Raw genomic sequence first — 19,377 nt, 5'->3', positions numbered from 1 at the left:
CGTGCTTGGCCTGGTTGCCAAGCTCCTCTAAGGGGCCGGGCCAGTGGCCGCCCGGGGACCGGGATCGGCCCTGTGTGGCAGGTTTCGGACAGGCCCCGGGCACGACCAGCAGGAATTTTCGGATGACGGTTTTCAGATGATAGGCGCAAAAGACCTGATCCAGCTCGGCACGCTGGTGGCCGCGCAGCACGGCTGGGCCGCGGCCAGGGCGTTCAAGGCCTACGAGATGCCGGATGCCGACAAGGCCCGGCTGGCGGCCTGCGCGGTGGAGATCCTGAAAGTCTTTCCCAAGGCCGCGAGCGAGGATCGCGCGGCTTCTGCCTGGCTGAGCGCGGCGCTGGCGGTACAGCTCGAACGGCACCTTTCGGCGCCCGTGCAGGTGGTGGCCGGGGTGCTCTCGGTGGATGGAACGCCGGTTCATGGCCGCCGCGAGCCGGTGGACGGTCCCGCCGTGTTCAGCGCCGAGGACCTGCACTGGAGCGGGCACGTCTGGGTCATGGTCGGGCCTTACGTGGCCGACATCGCCATCTTCCGCGAGGCTGCTTCCGCCAACTGTCCGGCCGAACTGGCGCGCCACGTCCATTCGGTGTTCGGACCGGACAAGGGCCTCTACGTCGATCACTGGCGGCGCACCAGGCGCTCTGGCCTGGGCTACGAGCCGCAATATGTCCTGAGCAGCGAGGAAGTGACGCGGCTGATGGGCGGCGCCTACCGGCTGATTTCGCCGGCCTGAGACGGATCGCCGGCGGCCAGCAGGCGGCGCACCAGCCCATCCAGGGTCAGCCGCTCGGCGCGCGGCGTCAGGGCCAGGGCGGCCTCTGGCATGACCGGATAGGCGGCTTGTGCGGGGTCCTGCACGATGGCCATGCCTCCGGCCGCGGCCACGGCGGCCAGGCCCTCCGCGCCGTCATGGTTGGCGCCGGTGAGCACGGCGCCGATCAGCCCCGGGCCATAGGCATCGGCGGCGCTTTCGAAGAGCACGTCGATCGAGGGGCGGGAAAACTGCACCGGCCCCTCCACCGAAAGCGAGATCGTGCGATCCGCCTCCACCAGCATGTGATAGTCCGGCGGGGCGAAGAGGATCGTGCCGGGCGCGGCCGGTTCCTTGTCGTCGGGCTCGCGCACGTCGAGCGGGCAGCGGGCCGCGAAGAGCGAGGCCAGCACGTTGCGACGCTGGGGCGGGACATGGACGACAACCAGCACCGGCAGCGGATAACCGCGCGGAAGCTGCGGCAGCACATGCAGCAGCGCTTCCACCGCGCCGGCCGAAGCCCCGATGACCACTGCACGCGGCGCGCTCGGGGCGCTTTCGGTCATGGATCGCGCCTCTGGTAGATCTTCTCCTCGCGCACGAAAGCGCTGAAGGCCCCGGCATATTGCGAGAAGCGCAGGCTCTCCCGCGCGCCCAGCCCCAGGAAGCCCTTGCGTGCCAGCGATTCCCGGAACAGCCCCACCGCGCGGTCCTGCAATTCCCGGTCGAAATAGATCATGACATTGCGGCAGGAGATCAGGTGCATCTCTGCAAAGACGGCATCGGTGACCAGGCTGTGGTCGGAAAAGACCACGCGGTCGCGCAGGCTCTTGTCGAAGACGGCGCGGCCATAGGCCGTGGAATAATAGTCCGAGAGCGAGGACTTTCCGCCCGAAAGCTGGTGGTTCTCGGTAAAGGCCCGGATCCGGTCGAGCGGGTAGATGCCGCGCGCGGCGGCGTCCAGCGCTTCCTGGCTGATGTCGGTGGCGTAGAACAGCGTTCGGTCCTCCAGCCCTTCCTCGCGGAACAGGATGACGAAGGAATAGAGCTCCTCGCCGGTGCTGGATCCCGCGATCCAGACCTTCAGCGAAGGGTAGGTGCGCAGATGCGGCACGACTTTCTCGCGAATGGCGCGGAAATAGGCGGGGTCGCGGAACAGTTCGCTGACCTGCACGGTCAGGAAGCCGAGCAGGCGCGTGACGATGGCGGGATCGCGCAGCATCCGGTCCTGCAGCGCCGAGAAGGTCGGCAGGCCGAGCTGGTCGCGGGCCTGCCGCAAGCGCCGTTTCAGCGAGGCCTGGGCGTAGCCCCGAAAATCGTAGTGGTAACGGCTGTAGAGGGCCTCCAGCAGCAGGCGGATCTCGATATCCTCGATCTTCTCCTCCTGGATCCTGTCGTTCTCCATCACGATCGTCCCGCGCGGTGCTTCATCGCGGCATCCAGACCCGGACGAGCGAGAGCAGCTTGTCCACGTCCAGCGGCTTGGACATGTAGTCGTTGGCGCCGGCCTCGATGCAGCGTTCCTGGTCGTCCGGCATGGCCTTGGCGGTCAGGGTGATGATCGGCAGCTTGGCCCAGCGCGGGTCCTGGCGGATTTCGCGCGTGGCGGTGAGCCCGTCCTTCACCGGCATCATCACGTCCATCAGCACCAGGTCGATGCGGCGGCCGTCATCGCCGGAGGAGCGGTCGAGCGCGTCGATCGCCTCCTGCCCGTTGCGCGCGATCTCCACCACCGCGCCTTGCGGTTCGAGGATGTTGGTGAGCGAGTAGACGTTGCGCACGTCGTCCTCCACCACCAGGATGCGCCGCCCTTCGAGGATCGCGTCGCGGTTGCGGGCCTGCTGGATCATGCTCTGCTGTTCGGGCGGCATTTCGGTGACGACCTGGTGCAGGAACAGCGACACTTCGTCGAGCAGGCGTTCGGGCGAGCGGGCGCCCTTGATGATGATCGAATCCGAATAGCGGCGCAGGCGTTGCTCGTCGTCCGGCGTCAGATCGTGGCCGGTATAGACGATCACCGGGGGGAAGGCATAGGCGCCCTCGCGGCTGAGGGTTTCCAGCAGGGTGAATCCGCTGGCATCGGGCAGGGCGAGGTCCAGCACCATGCAGTCGAATGTCTGGCTGGCCAGCAGCTCCAGGCATTCGGCGGCAGTGGCGGCGGCCACGGTTTCGACATCGCCCGAAGTCAGCAGCCGCGCCACGGCGTCGCGCTGGACGGGGTCGTCCTCGACGATGAGCACCCGGCGCGTGGAGGAATCGAGCTTGGCGGCCAGGGCCTGGAGCACGGCCGAAAGATCCTCGCGCTTCACCGGCTTCACCAGATAGCCGATGGCGCCCAGCGACAGGGCGGTCTGCGTATGGTCGGAACCCGACACGACGTGGACCGGGATATGGCGCGTCTCGACATCGCGCTTCAGGCGGTCGAGCAGGGCGAGGCCGGACTGGTCGGGCAGGCCGATGTCCAGCACGACGGCATGGGGACGGAAGCTGCGCGCCAGTTGCAGCGCCTCTTCGGCGGTGCCGGAAACGAGGCACTGGAAGCCCATTTCCCGCGCCATGTCGCGCACGATGCCCGCGAAGGAGGAATCGTCCTCGACCACCAGCAGGACGCGCTGGGCCATGGCGGCCGTGTCGCGGTCGTCCTCGACCGGGCGCGGCAGGACGGCCGCGGCCGGTGCGCGCCCGGCGGGAGGCGTAGGCGGGGCCGGCTGGGGGGACGCCGCGAACTGGGACGCGGTGAATTGCGGCATGCCGGAAGGGGCGGGCGCGAAGACCGAAGGCAGCGCCGGTGCAAGGGCACTCGCGCTGCCCGGCCCGGCCTGCGCCGGGTCATGGGCGAGCGGCATGCGCAAGGTGAAGCGGCTGCCCTTTCCGGCCACGCTCGCCAGCGAGATCGCGCCGCCCAGCAGGCGGGCCAGCTCGCGTGAGATCGAAAGGCCAAGGCCGGTGCCGCCGTACTTGCGGTTCACCGTGCCGTCCGCCTGCCGGAACGCCTCGAAAATGGCGCGTTGCTGGTCTTCGGGAATGCCGATGCCGGTGTCGGTGACGGCCAGCAGCAGGGCATCGTCGCCGTCCGGCGCGATCTCCAGCCGCACGCTGCCCGCCTCGGTGAACTTGAAGGCGTTGGACAGCAGGTTCTTGAGGATCTGCTCCAGGCGCTGGCGGTCGGTATCGAGCGTGGCGGGGCAATCCGGGGCGATGCGGATCTCGAAGTCCAGCCCGCGCGTCTGCGCCACCGGCTGGAAGACCTGCCGCATGTCGCTGGCGAGCCGGTCCAGCAGCACTGTCTCGGGCCGGATCTGCAAATGCCCGGCCTCGATCTTCGAAAGGTCGAGAATGTCGTTGATCAGCGCCAGCAGGTCGTTGCCGGACGCTTCGATGGTTCGGGCATATTGCACCTGCTCGCCCGAGAGGTTGGCGCGCGGATTGTCGCCCAGCAGCTTGGAGAGGATCAGCAGCGAATTGAGCGGCGTGCGCAATTCGTGGCTCATGTTGGCCAGGAAGTCGGACTTGTAGCGGCTGGCCTGCTCCAGCTCCTGCGCCTTCAGTTCGACCACGGCATTCGAGCGGGCCAGATCGTCGCGCTGGTGCTCCAGTTGCTGGGCCTGTTCCTCCAGCTGCGAGTTGGTCTGCTCCAGCTCGACCTGCTGGTGCTCCAGCCGCACTTGCGATTCGCGCAGGGCGCGGCCCTGTTCTTCCAGCTCTTCGTTGGAGACGCGCAGTTCCTCGCTCTGGACCTGGAGTTCCTCGGCATGGTGCTGCAAGTCGGCGCGGTAGCGGGCCGAGCGCAGCGCGACGCCCGCCGCGTTGGAAATCTCGCGCAGGAACGCCAGGACCTGGTCGTCCACCGGCTGGAGGAAGCCCAGCTCGATCACGCCGTGGACCGTTTCGTCGGCCACGACCGGGGCGATCAGCAGATGGCGCGGCTTGTCGCTGCCGAAAGTGGAGCCGATGGTGAGATAGCTGTCGGGAATGTCGGCCAGGAGCACCGGCTCGCCATCCGCCGCGACTTGCCCCAGCAGGCCCTGCCGCAGCGAGAAGCGCTCGACGATGCCCGCATCCTCGGGCACGCCGTAAGCCGCGACCCGGCGGAAGTGATGGCCGTCCCCGGAAAACACCGCGCCTGCCTGCGCGCCCACGAAGCGGACCAGGAAGGCCAGGATGCTCTCGCCCAGTTGCTCCACCGGCTGGTCGCCCAGCACGGCGGAGGCCAGGCCGACCTGGCCGGATTGCAGCCACTCGCGCTGCCCCGCGGCAATCGCCGCGCGGCGGATCAGGAAGCCGATCACCAGGGTCAGGACGATGCCCAGGAGGCAGGAGGCCACGCCGCTCGCCCAGGCCGACTTGTAGGCTTGCTCCATTTCCGTGAGCCGCTCCTGCCGCAGCCGCGCCTCTTCCAGCTGCATCTGCGCGAGCTGGCTGCGGACCGCGTCCATCTCCACTTTGCCGCGATCCGAGGCGACCAGCAGCAGCGCGGCTTCGAGGCCGCCGTTCCTGCGCGCCTCGATGGTCTCCTTCAGCTCGGCCAGCTTGGCATCGATATGGCGGCGCAGCGGCTGGAGGCGGCTCTGCTGATCGGGATTGTCGCGGGTGAGCGCGGTGATCGTCTCAAGCTGCCCGCCGACATCGGCCAGGGCGCTGCGGTAAGGGTCGAGATAGCTCTCCCGCCCGGTCAGCAGGTATCCGCGCTGCCCGGTCTCGGCATCCTGCACCGCCGAAAGCAGGCCGTTCAGCGACACGATCACTTCGTGCGAATGGACGATCCTGGCGGCATCGTCGCGCAGCACGCGCACATTGAGGTAGGCCACCGTCCCGCTGGCCAGGAAGAACAGGATCGCGATCGCGAGGCCGAACGTCGTCTTGGGATCGAGACCGGGGCGCGACCGGGTGCGCAGGGAAGAACTGCCGAGAATCTGCTGGGCAGGATCGGTCTGTGGGAAGGGTGAATGCATGGGCCTGCCAGGAAAGGAGAGCGGAACCTCCCGCTTGCGGGGAAATACGCCAGCGATCAAGGCGTTCCGTCACCGGAAGGAAATCCTGAGCGCAATCTCCGCGATCCCACGGCGGCAGGTGGCCGCATTTCGGGCGAAACCCTTCGGATTCTGCCCGGCCGGGCGTCACCCGGCGCCAGTCACTCCTTCAGGCCAAGGCCCTTCAGCGCCGCGAAGGGGCCGCTGTCTTCGGGCGTGCCGATTCCGGCGGCCTTGCGCGCGGCATCGGCTTCCGGCCCGGTCAGGAACGGATCGATGGCCAGCGCAAGGCTCTGCGCCACCGCTTCGCCGAGGTCGATATGGCTGCCGGTATATTCGACTTCGTCGCAATCGTCCGAATCGAGTTCGATTTCCTCGTCCGGCGTATGATCGCCGGCCTGGGGAACGAAGCGGAAGTAGACCGGCTCGTCCAGCGATACGGCGATATCCTCGGCCGAAACGGCGCAGGCCTGGATGTAGTCCGCCTTGATCCGGCCGCGCCCTTCGACCTTGCGGTCGCGGCGTTCCAGTTCGATGTCGGCGGCGAGCCGGTCGATCCGCACGAGACCGAAACGCACCGCCAGCGCGGCGCGCTCGGCCGCGTCGGCTTCGACGCGGTGGGCGGCTTTGACTTCGGCCTGGCGGATGTCGAGGCTGCGGGAGAATTCGGGCTTGAAGGCAGGGGTGTCGGTCATCGCGCAATGCTCGCGTTCATGAGGTCGGGATCGGAAACGGCGTCGAGCTGGAGCGCCAGCGCCTTCACATGGGCGGCAAGGGCCAGGCGGTCGGCGCCCTCGATCAGCGTCACGTTGCGGCCGAGGACTTCGGCCAGCGCTGCGCCGCCTTGCGGCAGCGCTTCACGAAGCGCGCCGATGCGGCCGCCGAGCACGCTCATCAGCTTGCCCATGCGCTTGCCCACCACCAGGTCGCCCACGCCGGACTGGCGCAGCTGGCCGTCCATGTCGTCCACGAACAGCTCGGTCAGATGGACCGAGGGGGTGATGAGCGCGCCGTCCCGTTCCATCCGCAGCATGACGAGCGCCAGCACCAGCGTGACCGCATCGAAGCGGCCGGCCACGGTATCGGCCACGCCGAACTGCGCATACCAGGGCTTTTCGCGGGCGATCTCCACCACCCGGTGCCAGAGCGGACGGACTTCTGCGCGAGGGTCGGAACTCTTGCCGACGAGACGGGAAAGCAAGGACACGGACAGTCTGACCTTTCGTTCATCGGCAATTCAATCGACCTGCCCCAACGCCCATTGCGTGACGGGCTGGCGGGCTCTAAGGCTCGGTGCCGTTATCTGGCCGATATATGGGCCCTGCGCCGGGTGGCAATGCCCGAACCAGGCCTCGGCCCCGAATGGAGTGGGAAAATGCGCAGTTACGGTCACATGGCTAAGGCGGCAGGCATCGCGCTGGCGCTGGCTGCGCTGACGGCAGGATGCACGTCGGTCCGCGACCATCGCGGTTACCTGATCGACCAGACGCTGCTCGATTCGGTGCAGCCCGGCATCGACAACCGCCTCTCGGTGGAAAAGACGCTCGGCCGCCCGACGTTCGTCAGCCAGTTCGGCGAGAAGGACTATTACTACATCTCGCAGACGGTGAAGACCCCGCCGTTCCGCCGTCCGCAGACCTCGGAGCAGACCGTGCTGCGCGTGCGCTTCGATCCGGCCGGCAATGTCGTCGGCGTCGACAAGCGCGGCATGGAGCAGGTGGCCCGCATCAACCCGAACGGCGACACCACGCCGACCCTCGGCCGTCACCGCGGGTTGCTGGAAGACCTGTTCGGCAACATCGGCGCCGTTGGCGCTGGCGGCATGGGCGGTGCCGGTACCCAGCCCACGGGCCCCGGACCGAACGGCAGCTGATTCCAGACGGAGAGAGGGCGGTCACGAGATCGCCTGCAAAACGTCCGTGAGACCGCCTATCGGTTTCGCGGACGTTTTTTGTTGTTTCGGGCGCGCGGGTGGTTGCGCCTTACCCGCTTGAACCCTGAGAATGCCGACATATATCCCGCGGCATGGATAATAGCGGGGCTAGCCACGGCCTGATCCAGTGGCACGGTACGACGATCATCGGTGTGAAGAAGGGCGACAAGACCGTCATCGCCGGTGACGGTCAGGTTTCCATGGGCAACACGGTGATGAAGCCCAATGCGCGCAAGGTGCGCCGCATCGGCGACGGCAAGGTGATCGCGGGCTTCGCCGGCGCCACGGCCGACGCCTTCACCCTGTTCGAACGGCTGGAGCGCAAGCTGGAGCAGCACCGCGGCCAGCTCATGCGCGCGGCCGTCGAACTCGCCAAGGATTGGCGTACGGACAAGTACTTGCGCAATCTCGAAGCGCTGATGATCGTGGCCGATGCCGATACCTTGCTGGTGCTCACCGGCAATGGCGACGTGCTGGAGCCCGAAGGCGGCCCCGAAAGCCAGATCACCGCAATCGGCTCCGGCGGCAACTATGCCCTTGCCGCTGCGCGCGCCATCGACAGCTACGAGGACGACGCCGAGAAGATCGCGCGCCGCGCCATGGCCGTCGCCGCCGACATCTGCGTCTTCACCAACGACCGCGTGACGGTCGAGACCATCTGAGCTTCCAGGACACCATGAAAGACAACCTGACCCCCAAGGCCATCGTCCGCGCGCTCGACGCGCATATCATCGGCCAGAGCGAGGCGAAGAAGGCCGTCGCCGTGGCGCTGCGCAACCGCTGGCGCCGGCAGAAGCTCTCGCTCGACTTGCGCGACGAGGTGACGCCGAAGAACATCCTCATGATCGGCCCGACGGGCTGCGGCAAGACCGAGATCAGCCGCCGCCTGGCCAAGCTGGCCGATGCGCCTTTCGTGAAAGTGGAAGCGACCAAGTTCACCGAAGTCGGCTATGTCGGCCGCGACGTGGAACAGATCGCCCGCGATCTCGTGGAAGAGGCCATTCGCCTCGAAAAGGACCGCCGCCGCGATTCGGTGCGTGAGGCTGCCTCCAAGGCCGCGATGGAGCGCCTGCTCAATGCCCTGGTCGGCGAGGGCGCATCCGAGGCCACCCGCGCCTCGTTCCACCAGCGCATCACCGAAAACGCCATGAACGAGACCGAAGTCGAGATCGAAGTCGAGGACACGCCCTCGGCGCCGATGGAGATCCCGGGCATGGGCGGTTCGGTCGGCATGATCAACCTCTCGGACATCATGGGCAAGTTCGGCGGCCAGAAGCTGACGCGCCGCAAGATGAAAGTGCCCGACGCCTGGGACAAGCTGGTCGACGAAGAGTCGGAAAAGCGCATGGACCAGGACGATGTCGCGCGCACGGCGCTCGCCAATGCCGAGACCAACGGCATCGTCTTCCTCGACGAGATCGACAAGATCGCCGTTTCCGACGTGCGCGGCGGCTCGGTCAGCCGCGAAGGCGTGCAGCGCGACCTGCTGCCGCTGATCGAGGGCACCACCGTGGCCACCAAGTACGGTCCGATGAAGACCGACCATGTCCTCTTCATCGCCAGCGGCGCCTTCCACGTCGCGAAGCCGAGCGACATGCTGCCCGAACTCCAGGGACGCCTGCCGATCCGCGTGGAGCTGAAGGCGCTGACCGAGGAAGACTTCGTGCGCATCCTTTCGGAAACCCGCGCAAACCTGGTGGCGCAGTACAAGGCGCTGCTCGAAACCGAGGAAGTGACGGTGGAGATCACCACCGATGCCGTGCAGGAAGTGGCCCGCATCGCCGCGCTGGTGAACGAGACCGTGGAGAACATCGGTGCCCGCCGCCTGCAGACGGTGATGGAAAAGCTCCTGGAGGAACTCAGCTTCGAGGCCGAGGACCGCAAGGGCGAAACCGTGGTCATCGACCGGACTTACGTTCGCGAGAAGCTGGAAGGCCTGGCCGGAAACGCCGACCTTTCGAAGTACATTCTCTGATCGGACCGTCGTCCCGGGTCCGGCCCGGGACGACTTCAGTTGTTCCTTGAATGTTCCGCCGAATCGATTAGCCTCCCCCGCATCAGAGGAGATTCGCGATGAAGTTGGAAGGTGGATGCCAGTGCGGTGACGTGCGCTATGTCGTGGACGGAGAGCCGGAACACGTCGCGCTCTGCCACTGCGCCGATTGCCGCAAGTCCTCCGGCGCGCCGGTCGTGGCCTGGGCGGCCTTCAAGACGCCGGATTTCGCGCTGACAGCCGGAAACCCGTCGGTCTACAACTCCAGCGGCAGCGCCATGCGCCACTTCTGCCCCCGCTGCGGCACGGGCATTTCCTATACGAACGAAGCCTATCTTCCCGGTCTCGTCGACATCCAGGTCGCCACGCTCGACGATCCCGACGCTCTCCCGCCCCAGGCCCATATCCAGGTGGCCGAACGCGTGGGCTGGATGCAGCATATGGGCGAATTGCCGGAGTTCGAGCGCTATCCGGGGTGATCGAACCGGACCTGGCCCCACCGAGGGCAGCTGACCTGGCGCTCGATCTGGCGCGGGATGGGGCCTGTCTCTGTCCTGGCGGCGCGCTTCCGAACCTGAAGGACTTGCAGGACGTGCTGGCGAAGTGGCCGGATGGCCGCGCGGGATGCCGCATCGCCGGGGATCCCGAACTGGCCGAGATACTGTCGCCCAGCGGGCCGGTCGGCGCCATCGTCGCCCGGCACCGAAGCCGGCCCGGGAAGCCGGTAAGGGCCGTGCTGTTCGACAAGAACGACCGGGCGGACTGGTCGCTCGGCTGGCATCAGGACCGGACCATCGCCCTGCGCAGCCGCGCCGAGGCGCCGGGGTTCGGGCCATGGACAGTGAAGCAGGGGATCGACCATGTGGAACCGCCCTTTGCGGTGATCGAAGCCATGATGACCTTGCGGATTCACCTTGATCCGGTGGACGAGGACAATGCGCCCCTGCTGGTGGCGCTGGGCTCTCACCGGCTCGGCCGCATTGCGGTCGACAGGATCGGGGCCGTCGTGGACGAAGCGCCGATCCATGCCTGCCTGGCCGAGGCGGGCGACGTCTGGCTCTATCGCACGCCGATCCTCCACGCGTCCCATGCGGCGCGGCCTGGGCGGCGCAGGCGCGTGCTCCAGGTCGATTACGCGGCTGGGGACTTGCCAGCCGGGCTGGAGTGGTTAGGCATCTGATTCGCTGGAGCAGTTTCCGATCCGACCGACCGGCCGGGCTGCTCCAGCGGCGTGGTTTGCCGCGTTTTCCGGGCCAGCGGGTGAATCCTCCCGGTAGAAAACGCTCTAGCGAGAGAGAGATGCCAGGATGTACCAGACCCCCGAGGACCGCCCGATCTACCGCCTGCTCACCGGAGCTGACGACCGTGCCTTCTGCGAGCGTGTGTCCGAAGCACTGGCGCAGGGATGGCGCCTCTATGGCTCGCCGTCGCTGTCGTGGGATACCGCCGAAAACTGCATGAAGGCGGCCCAGGCCGTGGTCTGGCACGAGGCCGACGTCGTCAAGGACTGAGCCCAGACCGAGGCGTTCTCAGGCGCCCATGGCGATGGGGTGAGCCGGCGCGGCCTTGCCAGCTTCCCGCGCGCCTGCGCCAGGAGCGCTTTCATCCAGCGCCTCCTCAAGCTGGGCCAGATCGACATGGAACGGGCTTTGCTTGTGCCGGTAGATTTCGGCCCAGCCCTGATACTGGACATTCTCGTCGAAGCTCGGGATCAGCTGGACATAGCGGTCCACCTTGTGCCCGATCCCGATGGGAAAGTGATCGTGATAGACGCTGGGCGGCATGATCTCGATCACCCGGGAGGTGCGGGCTTTCAGCGCCAGATAGGCCAGCGCCGCCCCGTGGATGGCGACGACGTCGTCGGCCTCCTGCATCAGGGCGATCTGGTCCGGGATCGCGTGATCTTCCATGTAGACCACGGTGAAACCCCGGGCCTCGAGCATGGCGTCCAGCTGCGCCGCATTGAGGGGCGACCTTGGGCCGCGGCGGGAAACGAACAGCTTGCGGCGGCCCGATGGCGCGGCGCCGTAGTCGGTGTAGACTTCGCCGGTATAGCTGTAGAGCGGCGCGTCGAAATGCGCCTCGATCCCGAACTGCGATAGCCCGCGCGCCAGCCGGAAGCTGAGTTTCTCGCCCGACACCGGCCGATAGGTGCAGAGCGGATCGATCCCGAATTGCAGGAGCAGCTCGCGAAACGCCGGCTGTAGCGGGCGGAACACGAACGCGGCGTCCCCCGCCGCGCGCCGGGCGGAAAGGCACAGCGGGACGATGTCCATCAGCAGGTGCGAGACGTTGTTGGGCTCTATGTGGCGGGTATCGAGGAACAGGCCCGCGTCGATCGGCTTGCTCCACCGGCCGATGGCGCGCTTGGCCAGCGCGCGGGGACCGAAGCCGGCGAGATCGGCGGATCGTTTCGAGCAGGTCCGTTCCGACAGCAGGGTCAGCGCGCGGAAGTCCATCGGCCGGCCCACTTCCAGCGTCAGGCGGCGCTCGCCGGCGAAGAGCCGCACTTCAATCGGCTCGCGCCGGGGCACCGGCTGGACGAAGTGCCTGACAAACGGGTCGGTGGTGGCGAGCATCTTTTCCCTGCCGATCGAATCCGCGCCGGATGCCGGCCGGTGGCGGGCATTTTTCCGGATCTCGCGGCGAGGGGCAATCCGAAGGTCGGCCCGGGGCTTTTCGGGAAGGGAAACGAGGGATGCCTGCGCCTTCAGGGCGCTGCGTGGGAAGAGTGGTTCGGGGTCAGTCCGGTCGGGGCGCCTGGTCGCGAATGGCGCCATCGGGGAGAGCGACTTGTCCCTTCTCGGCGGAGACGGCCGCCACCGGGCGAACCGGCGCGGGCTCCTCCTGCGCCAGAACCGGGCCGGCGATCACGGCCGCAGGGATCAGGGGAGCCAGGGCCGCCATGTGCAGGAGGACGGCGGACATCGGTGGGATCTTCACGCGGGCAGGCTCCGGAGGATTGGACCCTTGCGCAACCCACGAGGGCGGGCAAGGTTCCTGCCCGCCCTGCGCTATTCCGCCGCCTCGATCATCGCTTCGGCTTCCGCCGCCTGACGGGCCCACATCTCGGCATAGAGACCGTCCTGCCGCAGCAGTTCGGCATGGGTGCCGCTTTCGGACAGGCGGCCGTCGTTGAGCACCAGGATCCGGTCCGAATCCGAGATCGTCGACAGGCGGTGCGCGATCGAGAGGCTCGTGCGGTTTTCCGAGACGCGGTGCAGGGTCGCCAGGATGTCCTGCTCGGTGCGGGTGTCGAGCGCGGATGTCGCCTCGTCCAGCAGCAGGATCGGCGGGTTCTTCACCAGCGTGCGGGCAATGGCGACGCGCTGCTTTTCGCCGCCCGAGAGCTTGAGGCCGCGCTCGCCCACTTCCGTGGCGAAGCCTTGCGGGAGGCGGTCGATCAGGCCCATCAGCGCCGCGCCGCGAGCGGCCGATTCGATGTCCGCCTGAACCGCGTCGTCACGGCCGTAGCCGATGTTGTAGCCGATGGTGTCGTTGAACAGCACCGAATCCTGCGGGACGATGCCGATGGCGGCGCGCAGCGATTCCTGCGTGATGCCGGCGATGTCCTGGCCGTCAATGAGAATGCGGCCTTCCTGCGGATCGTAGAAACGGAACAGCAGCCGCGCGAGCGTGGACTTGCCCGCGCCCGAGGGACCGACGACGGCGAAGTTCTGGCCCGCCGGAACTTCGAACGTCAGGCCCTTGAGGATGCGGCGGTCGGGCTCGTAGCCGAAGACCACGTTGTCGAACACGATCGAGGGCCGCTGGATCACCAGCGCCGGGGCGCCGGGCCTGTCCGAGACTTCCTGCGGTTCGTCGAGCAGGCGGAACATCTCCGCCATATCGATCAGGCCCTGCCGGATCGTGCGATAGACCATGCCCAGCATGTCGAGCGGGCGGAACAGCTGCGTCAGGTAAGTCTGCACGAAGACGAGCTGGCCGGCGGTATATTGCCCCTTGTACCAGCCCCACACGGTATAGCCGAGCGCGCCGGCCATCAGCAGGTTCACCACCACGCCTTGCGCGATATTGAGCAGTCCCAGCGAATTCTCGCTCTTCACTGCCGCCACGGCATAGGCGCGCGTCGCCTGCGCATAGCGTTCCTGCTCGCGATGCTCGGCGGAGAAATACTTCACCGTCTCGTAGTTGAGCAGCGAGTCCACCGCCCGCGCCAGCGCCTGCCCGTCCAGCCGGTTCATCTGTTCACGCAGCTTGGTGCGCCATTCGGTGATCGTGCGCGTCACCCAGATATAGGCGGCAATGGCCAGGGCCGTCGCGATCACGAGGCCGGGCCCGAAATTGATGTAGAAGATCACGGCCACGACCACGAGCTGCAGGATCGTGGGCGCGATGTTGAACAGCATGAAGTAGAGCATCGTGTCGATGCTCTTGGTGCCGCGCTCGATGGTCTTGGTCACTTCGCCGGTACGGCGCGCAAGGTGGAAGCGCAGCGAAAGGCGGTGGAGCTGGCCGAACACGTTCTCCGCCAGTTCGCGCGTCGCGTCCTGGCCGACGCGCTCGAACACGATGTTGCGGAAGTTGTCGAAGGCGGTCTGGATCAGGCGGCCGGCCGCATAGCCCAGCACCATGAGCATCGCCAGTTGCACCAGCCTGGGTCCGGTGGCGCCCATCAGGTCTACCGCCCATTTCATCAGGTAGGGCAGCGCCAGCTGCGTCGCGGTGGACAGCAGGATGAACACGCAGGCCCAGACGATCCGCCAGCGCAGCGCCGGATTTCCGACGGGCCAGAGATAAGGCATGAAGCGCAGCAGGGTGCGCCAGCCATCGTGGCGGGCGCGCGAATCGGTGACGGCGGTGTCTGGCGGCATCGGCGCTATTTAGGGTGCCGGCGCCAATAGACAATCGCGCGGGCGTGACAGGGGTCCGTGACAGGGGCACGCGACGGGCGGGCGCGAGACACTAAGCACCGTGCCAATCTGCGGCCGCGAGCAGGGCGTAACCCCCGCTCCGGGCATAAGCCAGCCGCTCAGGACCCCTTTGGCATGTCGAACAGGATGCGCCGGGTGGAGAAGTCGATGGCGATCCGCTTGAACACCCGCAGTTCGCGCATGCCCAGGAAGATGGCGGGTCGCTTGCGCAAGTTCAGCTCCTTGAAGGCCGGCGCATCGGCGAAGGCGATCAGCACGTTGGAGATGTTCACGTCGTCTATCTGCAGCTTGCGGGCGAGGCCGAGGCCCGCGGGAAGCTCGTGGCCCGTCACGGAGAGCAGGGTGGTCTGGCCGGTGGACCTGTCGCGGATGGCGCGTTGCAGGGCGAGGTTGCCGATGGTGGAGCTGGCACCGGTGTCGATCACCACATCGGCGCGGATACCGTCGATCAGGGCGTTGGTCATGATCAGCCGCCCCGCCTTCTTGCGGGCGCGCACGATGATCTCGTAGCCGCTGCTGCCGCCCAGGCTCTGCGCATCGCCGATGGCGATGGTGTTCTTCGTGAAGTCGAGCACGACCCGCTGGTCCTGCAGGCTGTCAGTGCCGACGATCCCGTCCGCGCCGATGTGCTGGCGTTCGAGCAGGGGTACGGTGAGGCCCGAATAGGATTTCAGCCCGATGTCGAGCGAGTCGAGCCGGGCGGTGGCGACGCTGCTCGTGCCGCCCATGCTGATGACCCGCACGATCGGCCCCGGCACCAGTCCCAGCTTTCCCGCCAGCGCGGACGACACCACCGTGGTCTGCGAGCCGGTGTCGATGAGGAAGTTGTAGGGGCCGCGGCCCTCAACGCCCACCGAGACGGTCATGCGGTCGTCATCGTCGGCCTGGCCCTGGATCGGCGCATCCATATCACTGTCGAAATGCTGCGGGCCGGGCTGCTTCGGGACCGGTTGCGGCAGTTGGACCGCGATCGGCTGGGATGGCGGGGGGAGAGGCTGTGCGCCCAGGATCGCCACTTCGGCGAAGATGAGCGTCAGCCCGAGGGCTGCTCCTGGCATCGTTCTCTCCTGCGCACCGCTATTTTGCGGATGTCGCAGGGTCGATCATATCACTCGGGCCGGGGCGACACCAATGTTTCCGCATGGCCGCCGTCCCGTTCCGGCGCATGCGGCAGTGCAGGGGAATCGAGGAAGAACGGGTCGTGCGCCGCCGAAACCTTGCGCATGAACCAGGCATCGCTCGCGGCCACTTCCGCGAGGTCCCTCGCGCCGAGCAGGCGCGGGCTGGACGAACCTTGCGGGAAGCGGACGAAGCGCTGGTTGGCGGCGATCCGGTCGGGGAAGAAATGCGCGACCAGCGTGGGCACGACATGTTCGTCGCTGCAGAGCGTGCCCTTCAGGCGGCCGCTCCGCAGCAGCGGCGGAAGCTCGCGGGCCAGCATGTCGAGCGCATCGGCGGGAAGCGACCACCACTGCGAGCCATAGGCCCAGGTTTCGAAGGGCTGCGCGCGTTCGCGTCCCAGCTTGCCGCGCGTACGGTCCAGCCAGCGCGCCAGGCGGCGAAGCTCCCAGGTGGCGGCATAGGCGAGCCGGTCCCGCGCGGGGTCGAGCCGCAGCCAGCGGGTGTCGAAACGATAAGTCTGCATGCGCTCGGCCATGTGGCCGGGCCGCACTTCGACATGGCAGAGGTTCGCCCCCAGCGCGCGCGCCATGTCCGCGCGGGCGGCCACCGGCCAGTCGGTGCCGCTGAGCAGATGGGCGCGCTCGCAGCCGAGGCGGGTCGCCTCTCGTACCAGCTTCGCGGTGGCGGCCACCTGGCTCCAGTGACCCCAGCGCACGGCGACCGGGTCCGCCACCAGATGCACGCGTCCGGCGGGACCGGGCAGGCGCTTGCGCAAGGCGTGCCAGAGCGCCGAGCGGCGGTCGGCGTGAATCACCGCGAAATCCTCGGCGCTCGCGGCCAGCAGCGTTTCGATCAGGCGTTCGAGCTGCTCCGGCGCATCGTGGGCGAGCAGCAGGTAGGCCATTCTCACGGCCGGTCAGCCCGCCCGGCGCGACAGGATCGGGCGGGACAGCGCCTCGGCCATCATGCGCACTTCCTTCCAGGCCGGATGGCGCGTCGCCGCAAGGGCTGCCAGCCAGGCGAGAACGCCGGTGGCGCTGAGCACCAGCAGGGCGAGCAGGCCCAGCTCCATGCCTTGCCAGCGTGCGATCATCAGCGGCACGCCCGCGGCCAGCGCGCAGATGCCGCTGCGGACGTAGACGTTCATCAAGGCTGCGAAGCGGAAGCCGATCAGCCGGCCGAGATAGACCGCGTAGATCGCCCACCAGACGAAGCCGTAGATCACGCGGCTCATGCCTGCGGCGTCGAGGCTGATGAAGCAGCCTGCGGTCAGGATCACCACGGCGGCGGACGTGTCGAGCAGATTGACCCAGACGAGCTTTCGGATCTGGCCCAGCAGCAGGGGCACGTCCATTTGCAGCGGGACGGCGACGAAGAAGATCTCCCCCAGCGCGGTCCAGCGCAGCAGCGGGGCGGAGCCGATCCAGTTGGGGCCATAAAGCAGCATGACCAGCGGCTCGGCCGCCAGGGCCAGGCCGATCATCGCCGCCCAGTTGAGCGCGGTATAGCAGGCCACGAGGTGGAGATAGGGCTCGGCGAGCGGCTCGCCCGCATCGCGCTTGCGGGCGAAGGCGGAGTAGAACACGCTGCCGATGGCGCCGGTCACCAAAGTGGTGAGCTGGCCGGCCAGGGCGCTGGCGCGGCTGAACAGGCCGGTGGCGGCGATCCCGAGCAGGCGGCCGACGATCAGGTCCTGCGAACGCTGGCCGATGGCGGCGCTGGCGCTCAGGACGAAGGACATCGAGCTGAACCCGAGCATGGGGCGCACCGATCCGGCGTCCTTCGGCATGCGGGGACGGACGGGGCGATGGAGGTTGGCGATGGCCGCGCGCGCCATGGCGGTGGCCAGCACGCCCCAGGCCAGCGAGGAGGCCCCGAAGCCGCAGGCGGCAAGGGCGATGGCGGTTCCGTTGCCGGCCAGAGCGCTGCCGGCGTTGACCTGGAAAAGCGTGCGGAAATTCATCTCGCGCACCAGCAAGGCTGCAGGAACGGTGGCGTAAGGCGTGATCAGGTAGGATGCCGCGATCAGCCAGAGCAGCGGCGCGATGGCCGGCTGGGCGTAGAAGTGCGCCACGATCGGCGCGGCCACGGCCACCACCACGGCCACCGTCCAGCCGATCGTCACGGCCACGGCGGCATAATGGGGCAGGGCCGCGGGGCTCATTTCCGGCTGGCCCGAGATGAAGCGGGTGATGCCCAGGTCCTGGAAGATCGAGACCAGCATGGCCGCCGCCAGCGCGATGGAGAACAGCCCGACATCGGCCGGCAGCAGGAACAGGCGCGAGATGACGATGCTCGCGACGAACTGGATGGTGAACGTCGCGTATTGGGCGGCAAGGGACCAGAGCGCGGCGCGGCGGACCGACATCGCGCTCAGTTCCGCGCCAGCGCGGCGGCAAGGCGCGCGGCGCGCAGGGGCTCGCCGAAGCGAAGAAGCCGGGCGACCGTGCGCCACAGTCCATCGCGGCGTCCGCCCTCGCGCACATGGTCGAGGAGAATCTCGAAGCCGTCGTCCCGCATTGCGGCAGGCGACCAGCGCAGGCTCAGGGCCACACGCTCGCGCGCGGCCTGTGATACGCCGCTCCGCCCGAACAGTGCGTCGAGTTCGTCGATGGCGGGCAGGCGGGAGAGATGCTCGGTCGGATCCGGGCGTCCGTCGCGGCGCTCTTCCCAGGCCAGGCGCGCGATCACGGCCCCGATCTGCTGCTCGGTGGAATGGCGCGCGGATACCTGGTCGGGATAGCGGCGATAGCGCAGCAGGCGTTCGGGAATGTTGCCCATCCGGGTCACGCTGGAAAGCCTGAGCCAGAGGTCCAGGTCCTCGCAGTGGCGGAACGCGGCGTGATAGCCGCCGACGGAGAGCACCACGTCGCGGCGATACATCACTGCGGGATGGCAGATGAGCTGTTCGCCCTGCTCGATTGCCGCCAGCATTTCCTCGTGGACGAGCGGATGGTCTGCCCCGCTGCGCACCAGCGCTTCGCCGTGCTCGCCGATGTCCTCGCTCCAGCTTCCGACGACGCCGTAGTCCGGATGGTCGGTCAGGAAGGCGACCTGGCGAGCGAAACGCTCCGGGCGGCAGATGTCGTCGGCATCCATGCGGGCCACGAGCGGCGCCTGGGCCATGCCGAGCAATTGGTTGAGACTGGCGATCAGGCCGCGGTTTTCACGGATCACCGGTCGAACGCGCGAATCGGCCTCTGCATATCGCCGGATGATCGCCGCCGAACCGTCGGTCGATCCGTCGTCCAGGATCAGCAGCTCGAAATCGGCAAAGCTCTGGCCAAGCACGCTCTCTATGGCGAGCGGCAGGAATCGCTCGCCATTGTAGACGCTCATGGCAACGCTGATCGCCGGTTTCGGCATGGACGCTTCGGAACTCCCTCTGGACGCGGCAAATGGCTCGGCTGCTGCCTTATGCGAGGCTGGTAAAGAAAGCGTGAGGCGATTGTCCAAGGTCCCCCTCAGGGACAGGGAAATGGCCAGGGGTTGATATCCCGCGATCCACCCCCATATTTGCCCGTGAAGAGGTCGAACCCACGGGAAACCGCGGTAATTTCAGAAATGTCGTTTTTTTGAAATTAGTGTTTGACCGAATCACGGGTGGCACTTAGAGGGCCTCTCACCGCAGCGGACCACACGGTTTTGCAGCGGTCGCCAACAGAGACGGACAGCTTGTTCCCCCATCGCAAGAAAGCGGGGAGCGCTAGTTG

The 19,377-nt window shown here is 67.4% G+C and carries 19 protein-coding genes; 7 read left to right on the top strand and 12 right to left on the bottom strand.

Going from position 1 to position 19,377, the window contains the following annotated elements:
* Window positions 1-136: 136 nt before the first annotated feature.
* Entirely contained in the window at window positions 137-733 is a 597-nt protein-coding gene (locus AB4Z00_RS24975; RefSeq protein ID WP_442047674.1) for a hypothetical protein, read from the top strand.
* On the opposite strand, the gene AB4Z00_RS24970 is transcribed toward AB4Z00_RS24975, so the two are convergent.
* The 5 genes from AB4Z00_RS24970 to AB4Z00_RS24950 all read right to left on the bottom strand — a co-directional run bounded on the left by AB4Z00_RS24970 (window position 709) and on the right by AB4Z00_RS24950 (window position 6,928).
* The gene (locus AB4Z00_RS24970; protein WP_132270186.1) at window positions 709-1,317 is read right to left on the bottom strand and encodes a chemotaxis protein CheB; all 609 of its coding nucleotides are present in this window, start codon (window positions 1,315-1,317) and stop codon (window positions 709-711) included. The two genes, AB4Z00_RS24975 and AB4Z00_RS24970, sit on opposite strands and share 25 nt — an antisense overlap.
* A complete protein-coding gene (locus AB4Z00_RS24965) occupies window positions 1,314-2,156 on the bottom strand; it encodes a CheR family methyltransferase (RefSeq protein ID WP_132270188.1) in 843 nt (280 codons plus the stop codon). Before AB4Z00_RS24965 ends, AB4Z00_RS24970 begins: the two co-directional genes overlap by 4 nt.
* 22 nt (window positions 2,157-2,178) lie before the next feature.
* Window positions 2,179-5,703, bottom strand: a complete 3,525-nt coding sequence (locus AB4Z00_RS24960) for a response regulator (protein WP_442047673.1) — start codon at window positions 5,701-5,703, stop codon at window positions 2,179-2,181.
* A 179-nt stretch (window positions 5,704-5,882) separates the two neighbouring features.
* The gene (locus AB4Z00_RS24955; RefSeq protein WP_134096315.1) at window positions 5,883-6,416 is read right to left on the bottom strand and encodes a YceD family protein; all 534 of its coding nucleotides are present in this window, start codon (window positions 6,414-6,416) and stop codon (window positions 5,883-5,885) included.
* A complete protein-coding gene (locus AB4Z00_RS24950) occupies window positions 6,413-6,928 on the bottom strand; it encodes a ubiquinol-cytochrome C chaperone family protein (RefSeq protein WP_134096316.1) in 516 nt (171 codons plus the stop codon). The genes AB4Z00_RS24955 and AB4Z00_RS24950 overlap by 4 nt, the downstream gene beginning before the upstream one ends.
* Before the next feature lie 168 nt (window positions 6,929-7,096).
* On the opposite strand from AB4Z00_RS24950, the gene AB4Z00_RS24945 reads away from it, so the two are divergent.
* The 6 genes from AB4Z00_RS24945 to AB4Z00_RS24920 all read left to right on the top strand — a co-directional run bounded on the left by AB4Z00_RS24945 (window position 7,097) and on the right by AB4Z00_RS24920 (window position 11,158).
* A complete protein-coding gene (locus tag AB4Z00_RS24945; protein ID WP_243654483.1) occupies window positions 7,097-7,594 on the top strand; it encodes an outer membrane protein assembly factor BamE in 498 nt (165 codons plus the stop codon).
* A 152-nt stretch (window positions 7,595-7,746) separates the two neighbouring features.
* A complete protein-coding gene (gene hslV / locus AB4Z00_RS24940) occupies window positions 7,747-8,316 on the top strand; it encodes an ATP-dependent protease subunit HslV (protein ID WP_132270196.1) in 570 nt (189 codons plus the stop codon).
* 14 nt (window positions 8,317-8,330) lie between these two features.
* Window positions 8,331-9,629: an ATP-dependent protease ATPase subunit HslU gene (hslU, locus tag AB4Z00_RS24935; protein ID WP_132270198.1), complete on the top strand. Its 1,299-nt coding sequence runs from the start codon at window positions 8,331-8,333 to the stop codon at window positions 9,627-9,629.
* A 98-nt stretch (window positions 9,630-9,727) separates the two neighbouring features.
* The gene (locus AB4Z00_RS24930) at window positions 9,728-10,126 is read left to right on the top strand and encodes a GFA family protein (RefSeq protein ID WP_132270200.1); all 399 of its coding nucleotides are present in this window, start codon (window positions 9,728-9,730) and stop codon (window positions 10,124-10,126) included.
* Window positions 10,123-10,827, top strand: a complete 705-nt coding sequence (locus AB4Z00_RS24925) for a phytanoyl-CoA dioxygenase family protein (RefSeq protein ID WP_442047672.1) — start codon at window positions 10,123-10,125, stop codon at window positions 10,825-10,827. The genes AB4Z00_RS24930 and AB4Z00_RS24925 overlap by 4 nt, the downstream gene beginning before the upstream one ends.
* A gap of 127 nt (window positions 10,828-10,954) precedes the next feature.
* On the top strand, window positions 10,955-11,158 hold the full coding sequence (locus AB4Z00_RS24920; protein WP_132270202.1) for a DUF1737 domain-containing protein: 204 nt from the start codon (window positions 10,955-10,957) through the stop codon (window positions 11,156-11,158).
* Between the two features lie 18 nt (window positions 11,159-11,176).
* Here AB4Z00_RS24920 and AB4Z00_RS24915 read toward each other — a convergent pair whose 3' ends face one another.
* The 7 genes from AB4Z00_RS24915 to AB4Z00_RS24885 form a co-directional block, all read right to left on the bottom strand.
* Window positions 11,177-12,226: a glycosyltransferase 61 family protein gene (locus AB4Z00_RS24915; RefSeq protein ID WP_442047671.1), complete on the bottom strand. Its 1,050-nt coding sequence runs from the start codon at window positions 12,224-12,226 to the stop codon at window positions 11,177-11,179.
* Window positions 12,227-12,389: 163 nt separating this feature from the next.
* Entirely contained in the window at window positions 12,390-12,575 is a 186-nt protein-coding gene (locus AB4Z00_RS24910) for a hypothetical protein (protein ID WP_442047670.1), read from the bottom strand.
* A gap of 86 nt (window positions 12,576-12,661) precedes the next feature.
* Window positions 12,662-14,482: an ABC transporter ATP-binding protein/permease gene (locus AB4Z00_RS24905; RefSeq protein ID WP_314469112.1), complete on the bottom strand. Its 1,821-nt coding sequence runs from the start codon at window positions 14,480-14,482 to the stop codon at window positions 12,662-12,664.
* 158 nt (window positions 14,483-14,640) lie between these two features.
* On the bottom strand, window positions 14,641-15,600 hold the full coding sequence (locus tag AB4Z00_RS24900) for an aspartyl protease family protein (protein WP_442047669.1): 960 nt from the start codon (window positions 15,598-15,600) through the stop codon (window positions 14,641-14,643).
* Between the two features lie 50 nt (window positions 15,601-15,650).
* Window positions 15,651-16,568, bottom strand: coding sequence for a beta-1,6-N-acetylglucosaminyltransferase (locus AB4Z00_RS24895; protein WP_442047668.1), 918 nt, complete (start codon window positions 16,566-16,568; stop codon window positions 15,651-15,653).
* 12 nt (window positions 16,569-16,580) lie between these two features.
* On the bottom strand, window positions 16,581-18,032 hold the full coding sequence (locus AB4Z00_RS24890; RefSeq protein WP_442047667.1) for an oligosaccharide flippase family protein: 1,452 nt from the start codon (window positions 18,030-18,032) through the stop codon (window positions 16,581-16,583).
* A gap of 5 nt (window positions 18,033-18,037) precedes the next feature.
* Complete coding sequence (locus AB4Z00_RS24885) at window positions 18,038-19,030, bottom strand: glycosyltransferase (protein WP_442047666.1); 993 nt, start codon at window positions 19,028-19,030, stop codon at window positions 18,038-18,040.
* Window positions 19,031-19,377: the final 347 nt, after the last annotated feature.

The sequence above is a fragment of the Novosphingobium sp. YAF33 genome (genome assembly GCF_052113265.1).
Taxonomy (GTDB): domain Bacteria; phylum Pseudomonadota; class Alphaproteobacteria; order Sphingomonadales; family Sphingomonadaceae; genus Novosphingobium.
Note: the sequence above shows the minus strand (reverse complement) of the source record. Positions and strands in the feature narration are given on the sequence as shown.

What these genes read in the sequence shown, in the direction of transcription:
- AB4Z00_RS24895 (WP_442047668.1), bottom strand. Translation starts at nt 16,568, where the DNA reads ATGGCCTACCTGCTGCTCGCCCACGATGCGCCGGAGCAGCTCGAACGC.
- AB4Z00_RS24960 (WP_442047673.1), bottom strand. Translation starts at nt 5,703, where the DNA reads ATGCATTCACCCTTCCCACAGACCGATCCTGCCCAGCAGATTCTCGGC.
- AB4Z00_RS24930 (WP_132270200.1), top strand. Translation starts at nt 9,728, where the DNA reads ATGAAGTTGGAAGGTGGATGCCAGTGCGGTGACGTGCGCTATGTCGTG.
- AB4Z00_RS24945 (WP_243654483.1), top strand. Translation starts at nt 7,097, where the DNA reads ATGCGCAGTTACGGTCACATGGCTAAGGCGGCAGGCATCGCGCTGGCG.
- AB4Z00_RS24965 (WP_132270188.1), bottom strand. Translation starts at nt 2,156, where the DNA reads ATGGAGAACGACAGGATCCAGGAGGAGAAGATCGAGGATATCGAGATC.
- AB4Z00_RS24915 (WP_442047671.1), bottom strand. Translation starts at nt 12,226, where the DNA reads ATGCTCGCCACCACCGACCCGTTTGTCAGGCACTTCGTCCAGCCGGTG.
- AB4Z00_RS24910 (WP_442047670.1), bottom strand. Translation starts at nt 12,575, where the DNA reads ATGTCCGCCGTCCTCCTGCACATGGCGGCCCTGGCTCCCCTGATCCCT.
- AB4Z00_RS24900 (WP_442047669.1), bottom strand. Translation starts at nt 15,600, where the DNA reads ATGCCAGGAGCAGCCCTCGGGCTGACGCTCATCTTCGCCGAAGTGGCG.
- AB4Z00_RS24955 (WP_134096315.1), bottom strand. Translation starts at nt 6,416, where the DNA reads ATGACCGACACCCCTGCCTTCAAGCCCGAATTCTCCCGCAGCCTCGAC.
- hslV (WP_132270196.1), top strand. Translation starts at nt 7,747, where the DNA reads ATGGATAATAGCGGGGCTAGCCACGGCCTGATCCAGTGGCACGGTACG.
- hslU (WP_132270198.1), top strand. Translation starts at nt 8,331, where the DNA reads ATGAAAGACAACCTGACCCCCAAGGCCATCGTCCGCGCGCTCGACGCG.
- AB4Z00_RS24905 (WP_314469112.1), bottom strand. Translation starts at nt 14,482, where the DNA reads ATGCCGCCAGACACCGCCGTCACCGATTCGCGCGCCCGCCACGATGGC.
- AB4Z00_RS24885 (WP_442047666.1), bottom strand. Translation starts at nt 19,030, where the DNA reads ATGCCGAAACCGGCGATCAGCGTTGCCATGAGCGTCTACAATGGCGAG.
- AB4Z00_RS24970 (WP_132270186.1), bottom strand. Translation starts at nt 1,317, where the DNA reads ATGACCGAAAGCGCCCCGAGCGCGCCGCGTGCAGTGGTCATCGGGGCT.
- AB4Z00_RS24975 (WP_442047674.1), top strand. Translation starts at nt 137, where the DNA reads ATGATAGGCGCAAAAGACCTGATCCAGCTCGGCACGCTGGTGGCCGCG.
- AB4Z00_RS24920 (WP_132270202.1), top strand. Translation starts at nt 10,955, where the DNA reads ATGTACCAGACCCCCGAGGACCGCCCGATCTACCGCCTGCTCACCGGA.
- AB4Z00_RS24890 (WP_442047667.1), bottom strand. Translation starts at nt 18,032, where the DNA reads ATGTCGGTCCGCCGCGCCGCGCTCTGGTCCCTTGCCGCCCAATACGCG.